This window comes from Streptomyces hirsutus, assembly GCF_001418415.1.
GTDB classification, from domain to species: Bacteria; Actinomycetota; Actinomycetes; order Streptomycetales; family Streptomycetaceae; genus Streptomyces; species Streptomyces hirsutus.
In genome coordinates this window covers 1-17,655 of sequence record NZ_LIQT01000064.1, presented here as the reverse complement: position 1 = coordinate 17,655, position 17,655 = coordinate 1, and the positions used below count along the sequence as shown (strand labels likewise).

Sequence of the window (17,655 nt, the reverse complement as noted above, 5' to 3'; positions counted from 1 at the left end):
CCCCCGGCCCGCCCCACGGCTGCGGAACACCCCGCCCCTGCCAGGGCTGCCACGACGGATACGGCGACTGCGACACCAGGTACCTCCCCCGACTGCACACGTCATTCCATCATGCGCCCCCGCGACGTCTTCCGGCACCGCAGCACGTCACGAAACCGGTACAGGTCATGAGAACGCCGCAGGGGCGGCCACCCCGTACGAAACGGGAGTGACCGCCCCTGCGGTACGTCGAACGACTCGCTTACTGGTTGTACGGACCGTAGTCGTAGTCCTCCAGCGGAACGGCCTGGCCGGAGCCCGTGCCGAACGGCGAGTAGTCGATGTCGTCGTAACCGACGGCCGAGTACATCGCGGCCTTGGCCTCCTCGGTCGGCTCGACCCGGATGTTGCGGTAGCGGGACAGGCCCGTACCGGCCGGGATGAGCTTACCGATGATGACGTTCTCCTTGAGGCCGATCAGGGAGTCGGACTTGGCGTTGATCGCCGCGTCCGTGAGGACCCTGGTCGTCTCCTGGAAGGACGCCGCCGACAGCCACGACTCGGTCGCCAGCGAGGCCTTGGTGATACCCATCAGCTGCGGACGGCCGGAAGCGGGGTGACCGCCCTCCTGCACCACACGACGGTTCTCGGTCTCGAACTTCGACCGCTCGACCAGCTCGCCGGGCAGCAGCTCGGCGTCGCCGGACTCGATGATCGTCACACGGCGGAGCATCTGCCGGATGATGATCTCGATGTGCTTGTCGTGGATCGACACACCCTGCGAGTTGTAGACCTTCTGGACCTCGCCGACCAGGTGGACCTGGACGGCCCGCTGACCCAGGATGCGCAGCACGTCGTGCGGGTTGGTGGCACCCACCGTGAGCTTCTGGCCCACCTCGACGTGATCGCCCTCGCCGACCAGCAGACGGGCACGCTTCGAGATCGGGAACGCCGTCTCGTCGCTGCCGTCGTCCGGGGTGACGACGATCTTCTTCGTCTTCTCGGTCTCCTCGATCCGGACGCGGCCGGCGGCCTCGGAGATCGGGGCGACACCCTTCGGGGTACGGGCCTCGAAGAGCTCGACGACACGCGGCAGACCCTGGGTGATGTCGTCACCGGCCACACCACCGGTGTGGAAGGTACGCATCGTCAGCTGGGTGCCGGGCTCACCGATGGACTGGGCGGCGATGATGCCGACCGCCTCACCGATGTCGACCAGCTTGCCGGTGGCCAGCGAACGGCCGTAGCACATGGCGCAGGTACCGACGGCGGACTCGCAGGTCAGGATCGAACGGGTCTTGACCTCCTCGACGCCGTGGTGCACCAGCTGGTCGATGAGCACGTCACCGAGGTCCACGTTGGCCGGCGCGATCACCTTGCCGTCGATGACGACGTCCTCGGCGAGCATGCGGGCGTACACGCTGGTCTCGACGTCGTCCGCCTTGCGCAGCGTCCCGTCGGCGGCGCGCGAGGCGATCCGCAGCTTCAGACCGCGCTCGGTGCCGCAGTCCTCCTCGCGGATGATGACGTCCTGGGAGACGTCGACCAGACGACGGGTGAGGTAACCCGAATCGGCGGTACGCAGAGCGGTGTCCGCCAGACCCTTACGGGCACCGTGCGTGGAGATGAAGTACTCCAGCACGGACAGACCCTCACGGAACGAGGCCTTGATGGGCCGCGGGATCGTCTCGTTCTTCGCGTTCGACACCAGACCACGCATACCGGCGATCTGACGCATCTGCATCATGTTGCCTCGTGCGCCCGAGTTCACCATCATGAAGATCGGGTTGGTCTTCGGGAAGTTGTCGTTCATCGCCTCGGCGACCTCGTTGGTCGCCTTGGTCCAGATCGCGATGAGCTCCTGCGTGCGCTCGTCCTTGGTGATCAGACCGCGCTCGTACTGCTTCTGGACCTTCTCGTCCTGCGCCTCGTAGCCCTGGACGATCGCCTTCTTCGCCTCGGGAACGACGACGTCGGAGATGGCCACGGTGACACCGGAACGGGTCGCCCAGTGGAAGCCGGACGCCTTCAGGTTGTCGAGCGTCGCCGCCACGATGACCTTCGGGTAGCGCTCGGCGAGGTCGTTGACGATCTCGGAGAGCTGCTTCTTGCCGACCTCGTAGTCGACGAACGGGTAGTCCTCGGGCAGCAGCTCGTTGAAGAGCGCGCGGCCCAGCGTGGTGTTCAGCCGGAAGCTGTCACCCTGCTGCCACTCCGGCTCGCCCTCCTCGCGCGCCGGCGGCATCCAGCCGCGCGGCGGGATGGTGCCGACCGGGAAGCGGACGTCGATCCTCGACTGGAGCGACAGCTCGCCCGCGTCGAAGGCCATGATCGCCTCGGCGACCGAGGAGAAGAACCGGCTCTCCCCCTTGAGCTCGCGCATCTCGCCGTCGGTGGTGAGGAAGAACAGACCGAGGACCATGTCCTGGGTCGGCATCGTCACCGGACGGCCGTCGGCGGGCTTGAGGATGTTGTTCGAGGACAGCATCAGGATGCGGGCCTCGGCCTGCGCCTCCGCGGACAGCGGCAGGTGCACGGCCATCTGGTCACCGTCGAAGTCCGCGTTGAACGCGGTGCAGACGAGCGGGTGGATCTGGATGGCCTTGCCCTCGACCAGCTGGGGCTCGAAGGCCTGGATGCCGAGGCGGTGCAGCGTGGGCGCACGGTTCAGCAGAACCGGGTGCTCCGCGATGACCTCTTCCAGCACGTCGTACACGACCGTGCGGCCGCGCTCGACCATGCGCTTGGCGCTCTTGATGTTCTGCGCGTGGTTCAGGTCGACCAGACGCTTCATCACGAACGGCTTGAACAGCTCCAGCGCCATCGCCTTCGGCAGACCGCACTGGTGCAGCTTCAGCTGCGGACCGACGACGATCACGGAACGCGCCGAGTAGTCCACGCGCTTGCCGAGCAGGTTCTGACGGAAGCGGCCCTGCTTGCCCTTGAGCATGTCGGACAGCGACTTCAGCGGACGGTTGCCGGGGCCCGTCACCGGGCGGCCGCGACGGCCGTTGTCGAAGAGCGCGTCGACGGCCTCCTGGAGCATGCGCTTCTCGTTGTTCACGATGATCTCGGGCGCGCCGAGGTCGAGAAGCCGCTTCAGGCGGTTGTTGCGGTTGATCACGCGGCGGTACAGGTCGTTCAGGTCGGAGGTCGCGAAGCGGCCACCGTCCAGCTGCACCATCGGACGCAGGTCCGGCGGGATGACCGGCACGCAGTCCAGCACCATGCCCTTGGGGCTGTTGCTGGTCTGCAGGAACGCGGAGACGACCTTGAGGCGCTTGAGCGCACGGGTCTTCTTCTGGCCCTTGCCGGTACGGATGATCTCGCGGAGACGCTCGGCCTCCTCCTCGAGGTCGAAGGACTCCAGGCGCTTCTGCAGCGCCGCGGCACCCATCGAACCGTCGAAGTACGTGCCGAAGCGGTCACGCAGCTCGCGGTAGAGCAGCTCGTCGCCCTCCAGGTCCTGGACCTTGAGGTTCTTGAACCGGTTCCACACCTCGTCGAGGCGGTCGATCTCGCGCTGCGCACGGTCGCGCAGCTGCTTCATCTCACGCTCGGCACCCTCGCGCACCTTGCGGCGCACATCGGCCTTGGCGCCCTCGGCCTCGAGCTCGGCCAGGTCGGTCTCGAGCTTCTTGGCCCGGGCCTCCAGGTCGGCGTCGCGGCGGTTCTCCACCTGCTGACGCTCGACGGAGACGTGCGCCTCCAGCGAGGGCAGGTCGCGGGTGCGGCGCTCCTCGTCGACGAACGTGATCATGTACGCCGCGAAGTAGATGACCTTCTCCAGGTCCTTCGGGGCGAGGTCGAGCAGGTAGCCGAGGCGCGACGGAACGCCCTTGAAGTACCAGATGTGCGTGACGGGCGCGGCGAGCTCGATGTGGCCCATCCGCTCACGGCGCACCTTGGCGCGCGTGACCTCGACGCCACAGCGCTCACAGATGATGCCCTTGAAGCGGACACGCTTGTACTTGCCGCAGTAGCACTCCCAGTCCCGGGTCGGACCGAAGATCTTCTCGCAGAAGAGTCCGTCCTTCTCGGGCTTGAGGGTGCGGTAGTTGATGGTCTCGGGCTTCTTGACCTCGCCGTGGCTCCACTGACGGATGTCGTCCGCGGTGGCCAGGCCGATCCGGAGCTCATCGAAGAAGTTGACGTCGAGCACTATGCGTCAATCCCTCTCAGGGTTGTAAGTCATGGGGTCTGATACGGGGGTCCTGGGGCCGGCCGGAGGTTCAGGGATCTTCATCGCCGAACCTCCTGGCCGGAACTCCCGTCAGACCTCTTCGACGCTGCTCGGCTCGCGCCGGGACAGGTCGATGCCGAGCTCCTCCGCAGCGCGGAAGACGTCCTCGTCGGTGTCGCGCATCTCGATGGACATGCCGTCCGAGGACAGCACCTCCACATTGAGGCACAGGGACTGCATCTCCTTGATGAGGACCTTGAAGGACTCGGGGATGCCCGGCTCGGGGATGTTCTCGCCCTTGACGATGGCCTCGTAGACCTTCACTCGGCCGGTCACGTCGTCGGACTTGATGGTCAGCAGCTCCTGGAGGGCGTAAGCGGCGCCGTACGCCTCCAGCGCCCACACCTCCATCTCACCGAAGCGCTGGCCGCCGAACTGGGCCTTACCACCCAGCGGCTGCTGGGTGATCATCGAGTACGGACCGGTCGAGCGGGCGTGCAGCTTGTCGTCGACCAGGTGGTGCAGCTTGAGGATGTACATGTAGCCGACCGAGATCGGCTCCGGGAACGGCTCGCCGGAGCGGCCGTCGAACAGCCTCGCCTTGCCGGTGGGGAGCACCATGCGCTCGCCGTCCCGGTTCGGGATGGTGTGCTGCAGCAGGCCGGCCAGCTCGTCCTCGCGCGCACCGTCGAAGACGGGGGTGGCGACGTTGGTACCGGGCTCCACCTTGTCGGCGCCGATGGTCTGCAGGCGCTCGGCCCATTCCTCGGCCAGGCCGGAGACGTCCCAGCCGCGGCTGGCGAGCCAGCCGAGGTGGATCTCCAGGACCTGTCCCGGGTTCATTCGGGACGGCACACCGAGGGGGTTGAGGATGATGTCGACCGGGGTGCCGTCCTCCAGGAACGGCATGTCCTCGATCGGCAGGATCTTCGAGATGACGCCCTTGTTGCCGTGACGGCCGGCGAGCTTGTCACCGTCGGTGATCTTGCGCTTCTGCGCGACGTAGACGCGCACCAGCTGGTTCACACCGGGGGGAAGCTCGTCGCCCTCCTCGCGGTCGAAGACGCGCACGCCGATGATCTTGCCGATCTCGCCGTGCGGCACCTTCAGCGAGGTGTCGCGGACCTCGCGGGCCTTCTCGCCGAAGATCGCGCGCAGCAGGCGCTCCTCGGGGGTCAGCTCGGTCTCACCCTTGGGCGTGACCTTGCCGACGAGGATGTCACCGGCGACGACCTCGGCACCGATGCGGATGATGCCGCGCTCGTCGAGGTCGGCGAGGACCTCCTCGGAGACGTTCGGGATGTCCCGGGTGATCTCCTCGGGGCCGAGCTTGGTGTCACGGGCGTCGACCTCGTGCTCCTCGATGTGGATCGAGGAGAGGACGTCGTCCTGGACGAGGCGCTGCGACAGGATGATCGCGTCCTCGTAGTTGTGACCCTCCCACGGCATGAACGCGACCAGCAGGTTCTTGCCGAGCGCCATCTCGCCGTTCTCGGTGGCCGGACCGTCGGCGAGGACCTGGCCCTCGATGACGCGGTCGCCCTCGTTGACGATGACCTTCTGGTTGACCGAGGTGCCCTGGTTGGAGCGGGCGAACTTGGCCAGGCGGTACGTGATGTACGTGCCGTCGTCGTTGGTCGTGGTGATGTAGTCCGCGGAGACCTCCTGGACCACACCCGCCTTCTCGGCCTTGACCACGTCACCGGCGTCGGCGGCGGAGCGGTACTCCATGCCGGTGCCGACGAGCGGGGACTCGGACCTGATCAGCGGCACGGCCTGACGCATCATGTTCGCGCCCATGAGGGCACGGTTGGCGTCGTCGTGCTCCAGGAAGGGGATCATGGCGGTCGCGACCGACACCATCTGGCGCGGCGAGACGTCCATGTAGTCGACCTCGTCGGGGCTGACGTAGTCGACCTCGCCGCCCTTGCGGCGGACCAGCACGCGGGCCTCGGCGAACCGCATGTCGTCACTCAGCGGGGCGTTGGCCTGCGCGATGACGAAGCGGTCCTCCTCGTCGGCGGTCAGGTAGTCGACGTCGTCGGTGACCTGGCCGTCGATGACCTTGCGGTACGGGGTCTCGACGAAACCGAACGCGTTGACCCGGCCGTAGGAGGCGAGCGAGCCGATCAGACCGATGTTCGGGCCTTCGGGCGTCTCGATCGGGCACATGCGGCCGTAGTGCGAGGGGTGCACGTCACGGACCTCGAAGCCGGCCCGCTCACGGGAGAGACCACCCGGGCCGAGCGCGGACAGACGACGCTTGTGCGTCAGCCCGGACAGCGGGTTGTTCTGGTCCATGAACTGCGACAGCTGGCTGGTGCCGAAGAACTCCTTGATGGAGGCGACGACCGGCCGGATGTTGATCAGGGTCTGCGGCGTGATCGCCTCGACGTCCTGCGTGGTCATGCGCTCACGCACGACGCGCTCCATACGGGCCAGACCCGTACGGACCTGGTTCTGGATGAGCTCGCCGACGCTGCGCAGGCGGCGGTTGCCGAAGTGGTCGATGTCGTCCGTCTCGACGACGATCGTCTGGCCGCTGTCACCGACGGTCTCGATCTCGCCGGCGTGCAGCTTCACCAGGTACTTGATCGTCGAGATGACGTCCTCGACGGTCAGCACGCCCGCGTCGAGCGGCGCGTCGGCACCCAGCTTCTTGTTGACCTTGTAGCGGCCGACCTTGGCCAGGTCGTAGCGCTTGGGGTTGAAGTAGAGGTTCTCGAGCAGCGTCTGCGCGGCCTCACGGGTGGGGGGCTCGCCCGGACGCAGCTTGCGGTAGATGTCGAGCAGCGCGTCGTCCTGGCCCTGGGTGTGGTCCTTCTCCAGGGTGGCGCGCATGGACTCGTACTCGCCGAACTCCTCGAGGATCTGCTCGGTGGTCCAGCCGAGCGCCTTGAGCAGGACGGTGACGGACTGCTTGCGCTTGCGGTCGACGCGGACGCCGACCATGTCGCGCTTGTCGATCTCCATCTCCAGCCAGGCACCCCGGGACGGGATGATCTTGGCGGAGAAGATGTCCTTGTCGGACGTCTTGTCGATGCTGGAGTCGAAGTAGACACCCGGCGAACGGACCAGCTGCGACACCACGACACGCTCGGTGCCGTTGATGACGAAGGTGCCCTTGTTCGTCATGAGCGGGAAGTCGCCCATGAAGACGGTCTGGGACTTGATCTCGCCGGTCTCGTTGTTGGTGAACTCGGCGGTGACGAAGAGCGGCGCCGCGTACGTGAAGTCGCGGTCCTTGCACTCGTCGATGGAGTTCTTAGGCGGCTCGAAGCGGTGGTCGCGGAAGGTCAGCGACATCGACCCGGAGAAGTCCTCGATCGGCGAGATCTCCTCGAAGATCTCTTCCAGACCGGACTTGGTGGGGACGTCCTGACCGTTCTCCAGAGCGGCCTCGACGCGAGTCTTCCAGGCGTCGTTGCCGAGCAGCCAGTCGAAGCTCTCGGTCTGCAGCGCGAGAAGGTTCGGAACCTCGAGGGGCTCCTTGATCTTTGCAAAAGAGATGCGCAGCGGGGCGGTGCTGGCAGCGTTGTTCGTATTCGCGGTCGAGGCATTGCGCGAGGCGGCCAAGAGGGGGTCCTTCCGAGGGCTCGGACTCACTACGCGCGTACCGGCCCCCCACGGGACACCACGGCAGACACTTCGCTTCCCGGCGGAAAAGGCCAGGTCAGAGAGGATCTGATCGTCAGTGCTCAAGTGAGGGCATGCCCCTGGTGACGGGCAGGGGACAGCTAACAGGCAGCGCAAAGGGTCAGTGTAGCCACTTGGCACACTGATGTCCAGTGCGGGTTTTCAAGACCCTCGGAGGCCCTCGTTGCTCTCAACTCCTGTGACACGGTCATGCCCTCAACGCACCGTGATACTGCCCTCTTCGTCGCCGATCCATGCCTCGGATTCGGATCCTTGTGACGACGCGTCCTGAGAATTGCGCGCCACGTGCGGTTCGTCAAGGCCCCCTTACCCGAACCACCTTTCGACAGGCGACCCCTCGTGGCCCGCACGGGGCCACGACGAAGATCACCCTACCCCCCGCCGTCCCGGGTTCGAGGCAACCGCCACCGGTCCCGGAGACACCGAAGAGCGACCACCCGGATGGATGATCGCTCCTCGGCGCTTACGCGTTACACGCCCTGGTGGACGCGGTGCGGATCCGGCGCTGCCGGGCCGCGGGAGTCCTGTCGGACCCGGAAGGTCTTACTTGACCTCGACGGAGGCGCCGGCGCCCTCGAGGGCCTCCTTGGCCTTCGTAGCGGCTTCCTTGTTGACCTTCTCGACGACGGCCTTCGGCGCACCGTCGACCAGGTCCTTGGCCTCCTTCAGGCCGAGGGAGGTCAGCTCGCGCACGACCTTGATGACCTGGATCTTCTTGTCGCCGGCACCCGTGAGGACGACGTCGAACTCGTCCTGCTCGGCCTCGGCCTCGGCCGGGGCGCCCGGGGCGGCGGGGCCGGCCACGGCGACCGCGGCGGCGGCGGTGACGTCGAACTTCTCCTCGAAGGCCTTCACGAACTCGGAGAGCTCGATGAGGGTCATGCCCTCGAACTGGGCCAGCAGCTCGTCCTGGGTGAGCTTCGCCATGATGGCGGTCCTTCCACTAAATCGGCAGGTGCCGGGTGTACTGGGTGAGGCGGGCGTACGTCGGGCCCGCTATGACCCTTGCCTCATGTCGGCGAGGGCCGGAAAGCGAGCCGAATTACTCGGCACCGCCCTGCTCGTCCTGCTTGGCGCGAAGCGCGTCCACGGTGCGGACGAGCTTCGACGGAAGCGCCTGGAAGAGCTGAGCAGCCTGGGACTGCTTGCCCTTGAAGGCACCCGCCAGCTTGGAGAGCAGAACCTCGCGGGACTCGAGGTCCGCGAGCTTCTTGATCTCGTCGGCGGACAGCGCCTTGCCGTCAAGGACACCGCCCTTGATGACGAGATTCGGGTTGTCCTTGGCGAAGTCACGAAGACCCTTCGCCGACTCCACCGGGTCACCGGTGACGAAGGCGACTGCCGTCGGACCGTTGAACAGGTCGTCCAGCGTCGTGATCCCGGCCTCGTTGGCCGCAATCTTGGTCAGCGTGTTCTTCACCACGGCGTACTGGGCGTTCTCACCGAGCGAACGGCGCAGCTGCTTGAGCTGGGCCACGGTGAGACCGCGGTACTCGGTCAGCACAGCGGCGCTCGAGTTGCGGAACTGGTCCGTCAGCTCGGCGACCGCGGCAGCCTTGTCGGGCCTCGCCATAGAGTTTCGGCCTCCTTCCGGGTGATTCGGACCGCGCGGACCCGAAGGAGGACTGGGAAAAACGAAACGCCCCGGGCGCAGGCGCACGGGGCGAGGCTCAACCGGTATTCGCTTCCTCGCGGTCGCGAAGTCCGGGAACTCTTCCACTGACACCTGCGCGGGTCGTCCGCAGTTCAGCGGATCCTTCGGCCACCGCACCCTCTTGCGAGTGAGCGGCAACGACCAGCGGTCTTTGGCTTCCTGTGGAGAGTACGGGACCGGATCGCCATGAGGCAAATCCGGTCCCGCCGGGACGTTCGGGACGGATCTTCGGGACGGACGACGGACCGTCAGGACGGTCCCTCCTGACGGTCGAACCGTCGGAACGGTTCCGGCAACTCAGACGTCGGCCCCGGCGTCCGCTCCGATGTCCGAGAGCCCTTCTCCGAGGCCCTGCAGCATCTCGAAGAGGTCGACCGTGTCCTTGGCCGGCGGTGCCTCGACCGTCGCCCGGGCCCCGTAGTCGGAGTAGTGCGTGGTGATGTCGACCGTGCCCTCGTCCGACTTCATGCCGAGGACCATCTTGACCGGGTAGTCGTCCTCGTTGACCCAGACCTCGGTGTCGTAGCCCTTCACGCCCGACTTCTCGGCGTTGGCGATGAGCTCCTCGCGCTCCTCCTCGGAGAGGAAGTCGAGGGACCCGTTGCCCTTGACGATCTCCTCGAAGGTCAGGGTGCCCTTGTAGTGCTGCGCCTGGACGCCGTCGACCTTCTGCGGGCCGACGTGCTTCAGGTTCGGCGACTCGAGCAGCAGGGCCAGCTGCTGGGCCGGGTCCTGGTTCATGCTCTCCAGGCTGCCGGTGATCTGCTTCTGCAGTTCCTTGCTCCCGGCCTCCTCGGCCATGGCCCGGAAGTCCAGCTTCATCCAGCGCTTGCCGTCCATCTCGGCGGCCTGCTTCGCACCCATGTCCGCGTACATGACGTTGTCCAGCATGATCATGCGGATCTCGGAGGGCGCGTCGGAATCGAGCCCCGCGAGGTCGGATCCCTTGATGGTCATATCCATGACCGCGGGGTCCCAGCCCTGGACTCCGGTCATCTCCATGGTGCCGTCGCCCGCGGCGCCCGCCATGTCCCCCATGCCCTGCATGCTCGCGGGCATCGACATGGTCATCCGGACCTTGGCGGACTTCGCCTCCGTCGTCTTCTTGAAGGCGGCCTGAAGGACCTCGGTCGCCTCGCCCCGGGACAGGACCTTGGGCTCCGCCGCCTTGTCCTTCGTTCCCCCGTCACCGGCCTGGCAGCTCGTGACACCCGCGACGACCGTCACGGCCGCCACGCAGACACTCGCGCGCTTCCATGCGGACATGCCCATGAATCCCACCCCTGGTTGTTTCGCCTGCTCAGTCAAGTCCGTTGAACCGTAACCCACCTGACTGACACTGCTGTACGAAAAAAACCCGCCCCCGCGCCGTGGAAGGCGCGGGGGCGGGTTCGGGGTGTGCTCGGTGAGCGGCGGGCCGGACGGGCCGGCCCGAGGGCTCAGACCGCCGCCGGGTCCTCCTCGACGAGGAGGTTGCGGGTGCGGTTCGAGTCGAGCGGAATGCTGGGGCCGATCGTGGTGGTGATCGCGGCCTTCTTGATGTACCGGCCCTTCGCGGCGGACGGCTTCAGACGAAGGATCTCGTCCAGCGCGGCGCCGTAGTTCTCCACCAGCTTGGTGTCGTCGAAGGACGTCTTGCCGATGATGAAGTGCAGGTTCGAGTGCTTGTCGACGCGGAACTCGATCTTGCCACCCTTGATCTCGTTGACAGCCTTGGTGACGTCCGGGGTGACGGTGCCGGTCTTGGGGTTCGGCATGAGACCGCGGGGACCGAGCACGCGGCCGAGGCGGCCGACCTTGCCCATGAGGTCCGGGGTGGCGACGACGGCGTCGAAGTCCAGACGGCCCTTCGACACCTCGTCGATCAGTTCGTCGGCGCCGACGATGTCGGCGCCCGCGGCACGCGCGGCCTCGGCACGGTCGCCGGTCGCGAAGACCAGGACCCGGGCGGTCTTGCCGGTGCCGTGCGGGAGGTTCACGGTGCCACGGACCATCTGGTCGGCCTTGCGCGGGTCGACACCCAGGCGGAAGGCGACCTCGACGGTGCCGTCGAACTTCGAGGTGGAGGTCTCCTTGGCGAGACGGACGGCCTCGAGCGGGGCGTACTGCTTCTCCCGGTCGATCTTGGCGTCCGCAGCGCGGAGAGACTTGCTGCGCTTGCTCACGTGTAGCTCCTGTGGGTTCTTAGGAGTCGTGGTCCGGGCCGAGCGGGCCCTTCCACACTTCTGCTTGACTTACGGGGGTGGAGGTCAGCCCTCGACCGTGACGCCCATGGAACGGGCGGTGCCGGCGATGATCTTCGACGCGGCGTCCAGGTCGTTGGCGTTGAGGTCGGGCAGCTTGGTCGTGGCGATCTCACGGACCTGGGCAGCGGTGATCTTCGCGACCTTGGTCTTGTGCGGCTCGCCGGAGCCCTTCTCCACACCCGCGGCCTTGAGGATCATCTTCGCGGCCGGCGGGGTCTTGGTGATGAAGGTGAAGGAACGGTCCTCGTAGACCGTGATCTCCACCGGGATGACCCAGCCGCGCTGCGACTCGGTCGCGGCGTTGTAGGCCTTGCAGAACTCCATGATGTTGACGCCGTGCTGACCCAGCGCGGGGCCGACCGGCGGAGCCGGGTTGGCGGCACCGGCCTGGATCTGGAGCTTGATGAGCCCCGTGACCTTCTTCTTCTTGGGAGGCATGACTCTCCGGGTCCTTTCGATTCGGGTCCTGCCCGCGTACCGGGAATCACCCGGACACAGGCATACCGCACAACGATAGCGGGTATGGATGTGCGGCCAAAAACCGAGCAGGTCAGGCAGACGCCTGAGCGTTCGCCTGACCTGTTCGGAAGCTGCGGTCCAGACTGTCCGGGCTGTTCAGGACCGGGTCAGTTCTTCTGGATCTGGTCGAAGGAGAGCTCGACCGGCGTCTCGCGGCCGAAGATCTCCACCAGGCCCTTGACCTTCTTGGAGTCGGGGTTGATCTCGTTGATGGTCGCCTGGAGGGTGGCGAACGGGCCGTCGGTGACGGTGACCGAGTCGCCGACCTCGAAGTCCAGCACCTGGACCTCGACCTTGCGCTGCGGAACCGGCTTGCCCTCGGCCTCGGCGGCCTCGCGGGCGGCCTTCTCCTCGGCCTCCGGGGCGAGCATCTTGACGATCTCGTCCAGGGTCAGCGGGTACGGGTCGTAGGCGTTGCCCACGAAGCCGGTGACGCCGGGGGTGTTGCGGACGACGCCCCAGGACTCGTTCGTCAGGTCCATGCGGACCAGGACGTAACCCGGGAGCTTGTTCTGCTTGATCGTCTTGCGGTCGCCGTTCTTGATCTGGACGACCTCTTCCTGCGGCACCTCGGCCTGGAAGATGAAGTCCTCGACGTTCAGCGAGACGGCGCGCTGCTCCAGGTTGGTCTTCACCCGGTTCTCGTAGCCCGCGTACGTGTGGATGACGTACCACTCTCCGGGCAGCGTCCGCAGTTCCTCGCGGAGCTTCTCCACCGGGTCGCGGTCGTCCTCGGCCTCTTCGGCCTCGGCGGCGGCGTCCTCGTCGGAATCCGCTTCTTCGGCCTCTTCGGCCTCGGGGGTCGTATCGGCCGCCGTCTCGGACTCGTCCGCGGCGGCGTCGGCAGCCTCGACCTCTGCGGAGGCCTCGGAGGCCTCACTGTCCGCGCCCCCGACGGTGTCGAGCTCGTCCTCGACGGACTCGACCGGCTCGATGGCGTCGTTCACGTTCGGGTCAGACACGGTGGCTGCTTCTTCCTGGATACATAGGGGTGGAACACGCGAAAGGAGCGCCGGGTACCTCGGCGCTCTTCGCAGGCGGCTCAGCCGAATACGTACTTGGCGACGTGACCGAGCCCGTAGTCGATCAGTGTGATCAGGCCGATCATGACGACCACAAAGATGATCACTGCGGTTGTGTACGACGTCAGCTGGTTCCGGGTCGGCCAGACAACCTTGCGAAGCTCCGCCACGATCTGGCGGTAGAAGAGCGCGAGGCGCTTCAGCGGACCCTTCTTGGCCCGCTTGCCGCCCTTGCGGGTCTTCTTCTTGGAGTCCGGCGCCTCGTCCTCGGCATCAGGCATGTCGATGGAGCCCACGGCGTCCGTCACTCGTCCTCACCTGATTCCGGGTCATGGCCGTGCCGCGCCCGGTATGAGCCGCACGGCGGTGCATTGCTGTACGTACATGCGTACACATCCTGGCTAAGGTTGTGTGTAGCAGGGCCGGAGGGACTTGAACCCCCAACCGCTGGTTTTGGAGACCAGTGCTCTACCAATTGAGCTACGACCCTTTGCGTGTCCCCCAACGTACCGCATCCGACCGGATGCTTGGTGTGCACCCGGCGAGCGCGGCCGCAGAAGGCCAACGAGGTGTGAGTGTACGTGTTCCGGAGCCGGGCGTCGAACAGAAAGCGCCCGTGATCCGGTCTCCCGGCCGAAGATCGTCCCGACGGAGGGGCCGGCGGGACGGATCCGGACTGGTGTTCAGAGGTTGGCCCGGACCTGTTCAGTCTGTGAAACCCCCGTACCGGGCAGGTTTCCGGTCTGGAACGATGGGCCCATGAGCGCTGCAACCCCTCCCACCGAACGCCGGGTCTCCGCCCGGATCGGTGCGATCTCCGAGTCCGCCACCCTCGCCGTGGACGCCAAGGCCAAGGCCCTCAAGGCCGCCGGGCGACCGGTGATCGGCTTCGGCGCCGGTGAACCCGACTTCCCGACCCCGGACTACATCGTCGACGCCGCGATCGAGGCGTGCCGAAACCCGAAGTACCACCGCTACACGCCGGCCGGCGGGCTGCCGGAGCTGAAGGCCGCGATCGCCGCGAAGACGCTGCGCGACTCCGGCTACGAGGTGGATCCCGCCCAGGTCCTCGTCACCAACGGCGGCAAGCAGGCCATCTACGAGGCCTTCGCCGCGATCCTCGACCCGGGCGACGAGGTCATCGTCCCGGCCCCGTACTGGACGACGTACCCGGAGTCGATCCGCCTGGCCGGCGGTGTCCCGGTCGAGGTCGTCGCCGACGAGACGACCGGCTACCGCGTCAGCGTGGAGCAGCTGGAGGCCGCGCGGACGGAGAGGACCAAGGTCGTCCTGTTCGTCTCCCCCTCGAACCCCACCGGCGCGGTCTACAGCGCCGAGGACGCCGAGGCGATCGGCCGCTGGGCGGTCGAGCACGGTCTGTGGGTGCTGACCGACGAGATCTACGAGCACCTGGTCTACGGCGACGCCACCTTCACCTCGCTGCCCGCCGTCCTGCCCGAGCTGCGGGACAAGTGCATCGTGGTCAACGGTGTCGCGAAGACGTACGCGATGACCGGCTGGCGGGTCGGGTGGATCATCGGTCCGAAGGACGTGGTGAAGGCCGCCACCAACCTGCAGTCGCACGCCACGTCCAACGTGTCGAACGTCGCCCAGGTGGCGGCGCTGGCCGCGGTCTCCGGCTCCCTGGACGCGGTCGCCACGATGCGCGAGGCCTTCGACCGCCGGCGCAGGACCATCGTGCGGATGCTCAACGAGATCGACGGCGTGGTCTGCCCGGAGCCCGAGGGCGCGTTCTACGCCTACCCGTCGGTGAAGGCCCTGATCGGCAAGGAGATCCGGGGCAAGCGGCCGCAGAACTCCGTGGAGCTGGCCGCGCTCATCCTCGAGGAGGTCGAGGTCGCGGTCGTCCCCGGCGAGGCCTTCGGCACTCCGGGGTACCTGCGGCTGTCCTACGCGCTGGGCGACGAGGACCTGGTGGAAGGCGTGAGCCGGATCCAGAAGCTGCTGGCGGAGGCACAGGACTGATCGCAGAACCGGTTCCGTTTCCTCACGTGAGGACACGGGCGGGCCGTTTCCCCTCGGGGAGGCGGCCCGCTTCCGTTTCCCTCGTGCTGGCGTGCGAGCAAGACCACGTTCGGGGAAAGCGCTACCGGCGCCCCCGGGAGGTGCGGCAGGATTTCGGGATGGAACGTGTACGTGACCTCTCCCTGCTGCCGAAGGCCCATCTGCATCTGCACTTCACCGGGTCGATGCGCCCCGCCACCGTGCTGGAGCTGGCCGACAAGTACGGCGTCCGCCTCCCCGAGGCGCTGACCGACGCGCTGACCAGCGGGGAGCCGCCGAGCCTGCGGGCCACGGACGAGCGGGGCTGGTTCCGGTTCCAGCGGCTGTACGACGCGGCCCGCTCGTGCCTGAGGGAACCGGAGGACATCCAGCGGCTGGTGCGGGAGGCCGCGGAGGAGGACCTCAAGGACGGTTCGGGCTGGCTGGAGATCCAGGTCGATCCGACGTCGTACGCACCGCGGCTGGGCGGGCTGATCCCGGCGCTGGAGGTCATCCTGGACGCCGTGGACTCGGCGCGGCGGGACACCGGGCTCGGGATTCGGGTGCTGGTCGCCGCGAACCGGATGAAGCACCACCTGGACGCGCGCACGCTGGCCCGGCTGGCGGTGCGGTACGCGGACCGGGGGGTCATCGGCTTCGGGCTGTCCAACGACGAGCGGCGCGGCATGGCCCGGGACTTCGACCGGGCGTTCGCCATCGCGCGCGAGGGCGGGCTGCTGTCCGCGCCGCACGGGGGTGAACTGTCCGGGCCCGCTTCCGTGCGGGACTGCCTGGACGACCTGGAGGCCGACCGGATCGGGCACGGGGTGCGGGCGGCGGAGGACCCGCGGCTGCTGCGGCGGCTCGCGGACCGGCAGGTGACGTGCGAGGTGTGCCCGGCGTCGAACGTGGCGCTGGGGGTGTACGAGAAGCCGGGGGACGTGCCGCTGCGGAAGCTGTTCGACGCGGGCGTGCCGCTGGCCCTGGGGGCGGACGACCCCCTGCTGTTCGGCTCGCGGCTGGCGGCCCAGTACGAGATCGCGCGCGAGCACCACGGCTTCACGGACGCCGAGCTGGCCGAGCTGGCGCGGCAGTCGGTGCGCGGGTCGGCGGCGCCGGAGGCGGTCAGGGCGGAGCTGATGACGGGGATCGACCGGTGGCTGACTACTCCGACGGGGTGAAAGCCGGCGGCTCCGACGGGGTGAGGTGAGGGCGGGCGGTCCGCGGCTCCTCAGAGGCCGACCCCCACCGTCACCGGCTCGTTGACCAGAGTGATGCCGAAGGTTTCGCGCACTCCTGCCACCACCTCGCGGGCGAGTGCCAGCAGGTCCTCGGTGGTCGCCTCGCCGCGGTTGGTGAGGGCGAGGGTGTGTTTGGTGGAGATGCGGGCCGGGCCCTCACCGTAGCCCTTGGTGAAGCCGGCCTTGTCGATCAGCCAGGCGGCGGAGGTCTTGGTACGGCCCTCGCCGGCGGGGTACGCGGGGGGCTCGGCGTCGAGGCCGAGGTGCTGCTTCGCCCGGGTCCGGAAGGCCGTGAACTCCTCGCCCGTGAGGATCGGGTTGGTGAAGAAGGAGCCGGCCGACCAGGTGTCGTGGTCCTCGGGGTCCAGGACCATGCCCTTTCCGGCGCGGAGCTTCAGGACCGTCTCGCGGGCCGTGGGCAGGGGGACGCGGTCGCCCGGTGCGACACCGAGGACGCGGGCCGTCTCGGCGTACCGGACGGGGCCGGAGAGGCCGTCGGCGTCCTCCAGGCCGAAGCGGACGCGCAGGACGACGTAGCGCTCGGGGTCGGCCTTGAAGCGACTGTGCCGGTAGGAGAAGACGCACTCCTCGTTCGTGAGGGTGACCGTCTCGCGGGCCCGGCGGTCGTAGGCGACGACCTCGGTGATGGTGGAGGAGACCTCCTGGCCGTACGCGCCGACGTTCTGGATGGGGGTCGCGCCCGCCGAGCCGGGGATGCCGGCCAGGCACTCGACACCGGCCAGACCGGCCTCCACGGTGCGGGCGACGGCGTCGGTCCACACCTCTCCGGCCGCCAGTTCCAGGTGCGTGCCGTCCAAGGTGAGGCCCCGGGTGGCGATGACGAGTGCGGTGCCGTCGAAGCCCTTGTCGCCGATGACCAGGTTCGAACCGCCTCCGATGATCAGCAGGGGCGTACCGCTGTCGTCGGCCTCGCGGACGACGGCGATCACTTCCTCGTCGGTCGTCGCGGTGACCAGCCGGGTCGCGGGGCCGCCCAGGCGGAACGTGGTCAGCGGGGCGAGGGGGGCGTCGTGGAGTTCCTGCACGGGCTCAAGACTAAGGCCCCCGCCGGACGGGGCGGCGGGGGCCGGTGGCGCCGGCGTGCGCGCGTGTGAGTAGGTGGGTGCTGGTGTCCGCGCGGTGCGGGGCG

General features: G+C 67.6%; 12 protein-coding genes and 1 tRNA gene. 2 read left to right on the top strand and 11 right to left on the bottom strand.

What is annotated here, in order from left to right; genetic code table 11:
• Positions 1 to 241: 241 nt before the first annotated feature.
• The 10 genes from AOK11_RS05640 to AOK11_RS05595 form a co-directional block, all read right to left on the bottom strand.
• Positions 242 to 4,141: a DNA-directed RNA polymerase subunit beta' gene (locus AOK11_RS05640; RefSeq protein ID WP_055592518.1), complete on the bottom strand. Its 3,900-nt coding sequence runs from the start codon at positions 4,139 to 4,141 to the stop codon at positions 242 to 244.
• A gap of 111 nt (positions 4,142 to 4,252) precedes the next feature.
• Positions 4,253 to 7,738: a DNA-directed RNA polymerase subunit beta gene (gene rpoB, locus AOK11_RS05635; RefSeq protein WP_055592517.1), complete on the bottom strand. Its 3,486-nt coding sequence runs from the start codon at positions 7,736 to 7,738 to the stop codon at positions 4,253 to 4,255.
• A 624-nt stretch (positions 7,739 to 8,362) separates the two neighbouring features.
• A complete protein-coding gene (gene rplL / locus AOK11_RS05630) occupies positions 8,363 to 8,746 on the bottom strand; it encodes a 50S ribosomal protein L7/L12 (RefSeq protein WP_055592516.1) in 384 nt (127 codons plus the stop codon).
• A gap of 115 nt (positions 8,747 to 8,861) precedes the next feature.
• Positions 8,862 to 9,392: a 50S ribosomal protein L10 gene (gene rplJ / locus AOK11_RS05625; RefSeq protein ID WP_055592515.1), complete on the bottom strand. Its 531-nt coding sequence runs from the start codon at positions 9,390 to 9,392 to the stop codon at positions 8,862 to 8,864.
• Positions 9,393 to 9,770: 378 nt separating this feature from the next.
• Complete coding sequence (locus AOK11_RS05620) at positions 9,771 to 10,745, bottom strand: SCO4651 family lipoprotein (protein ID WP_055592514.1); 975 nt, start codon at positions 10,743 to 10,745, stop codon at positions 9,771 to 9,773.
• Positions 10,746 to 10,912: 167 nt separating this feature from the next.
• A complete protein-coding gene (gene rplA / locus AOK11_RS05615; protein WP_055592513.1) occupies positions 10,913 to 11,638 on the bottom strand; it encodes a 50S ribosomal protein L1 in 726 nt (241 codons plus the stop codon).
• A gap of 84 nt (positions 11,639 to 11,722) precedes the next feature.
• The gene (gene rplK, locus AOK11_RS05610) at positions 11,723 to 12,157 is read right to left on the bottom strand and encodes a 50S ribosomal protein L11 (protein ID WP_055570301.1); all 435 of its coding nucleotides are present in this window, start codon (positions 12,155 to 12,157) and stop codon (positions 11,723 to 11,725) included.
• A gap of 188 nt (positions 12,158 to 12,345) precedes the next feature.
• A complete protein-coding gene (nusG, locus tag AOK11_RS05605) occupies positions 12,346 to 13,200 on the bottom strand; it encodes a transcription termination/antitermination protein NusG (RefSeq protein ID WP_055592512.1) in 855 nt (284 codons plus the stop codon).
• An 80-nt stretch (positions 13,201 to 13,280) separates the two neighbouring features.
• Positions 13,281 to 13,568: a preprotein translocase subunit SecE gene (gene secE, locus AOK11_RS05600; RefSeq protein WP_055570299.1), complete on the bottom strand. Its 288-nt coding sequence runs from the start codon at positions 13,566 to 13,568 to the stop codon at positions 13,281 to 13,283.
• Positions 13,569 to 13,677: 109 nt separating this feature from the next.
• Positions 13,678 to 13,750 (bottom strand) — tRNA-Trp (locus tag AOK11_RS05595).
• Positions 13,751 to 14,019: 269 nt separating this feature from the next.
• Between AOK11_RS05595 and AOK11_RS05590 the strand changes: the two genes are divergently transcribed.
• Both AOK11_RS05590 and AOK11_RS05585 read left to right on the top strand, forming a co-directional pair.
• Positions 14,020 to 15,246, top strand: a complete 1,227-nt coding sequence (locus AOK11_RS05590; RefSeq protein WP_055592511.1) for a pyridoxal phosphate-dependent aminotransferase — start codon at positions 14,020 to 14,022, stop codon at positions 15,244 to 15,246.
• Between the two features lie 158 nt (positions 15,247 to 15,404).
• Positions 15,405 to 16,445: an adenosine deaminase gene (locus AOK11_RS05585; RefSeq protein ID WP_055592510.1), complete on the top strand. Its 1,041-nt coding sequence runs from the start codon at positions 15,405 to 15,407 to the stop codon at positions 16,443 to 16,445.
• Positions 16,446 to 16,495: 50 nt separating this feature from the next.
• Here the strand turns inward: AOK11_RS05585 and AOK11_RS05580 are convergent, their stop codons facing one another.
• A complete protein-coding gene (locus AOK11_RS05580) occupies positions 16,496 to 17,551 on the bottom strand; it encodes a UDP-N-acetylmuramate dehydrogenase (RefSeq protein ID WP_055592509.1) in 1,056 nt (351 codons plus the stop codon).
• Positions 17,552 to 17,655 lie beyond the last annotated feature (104 nt).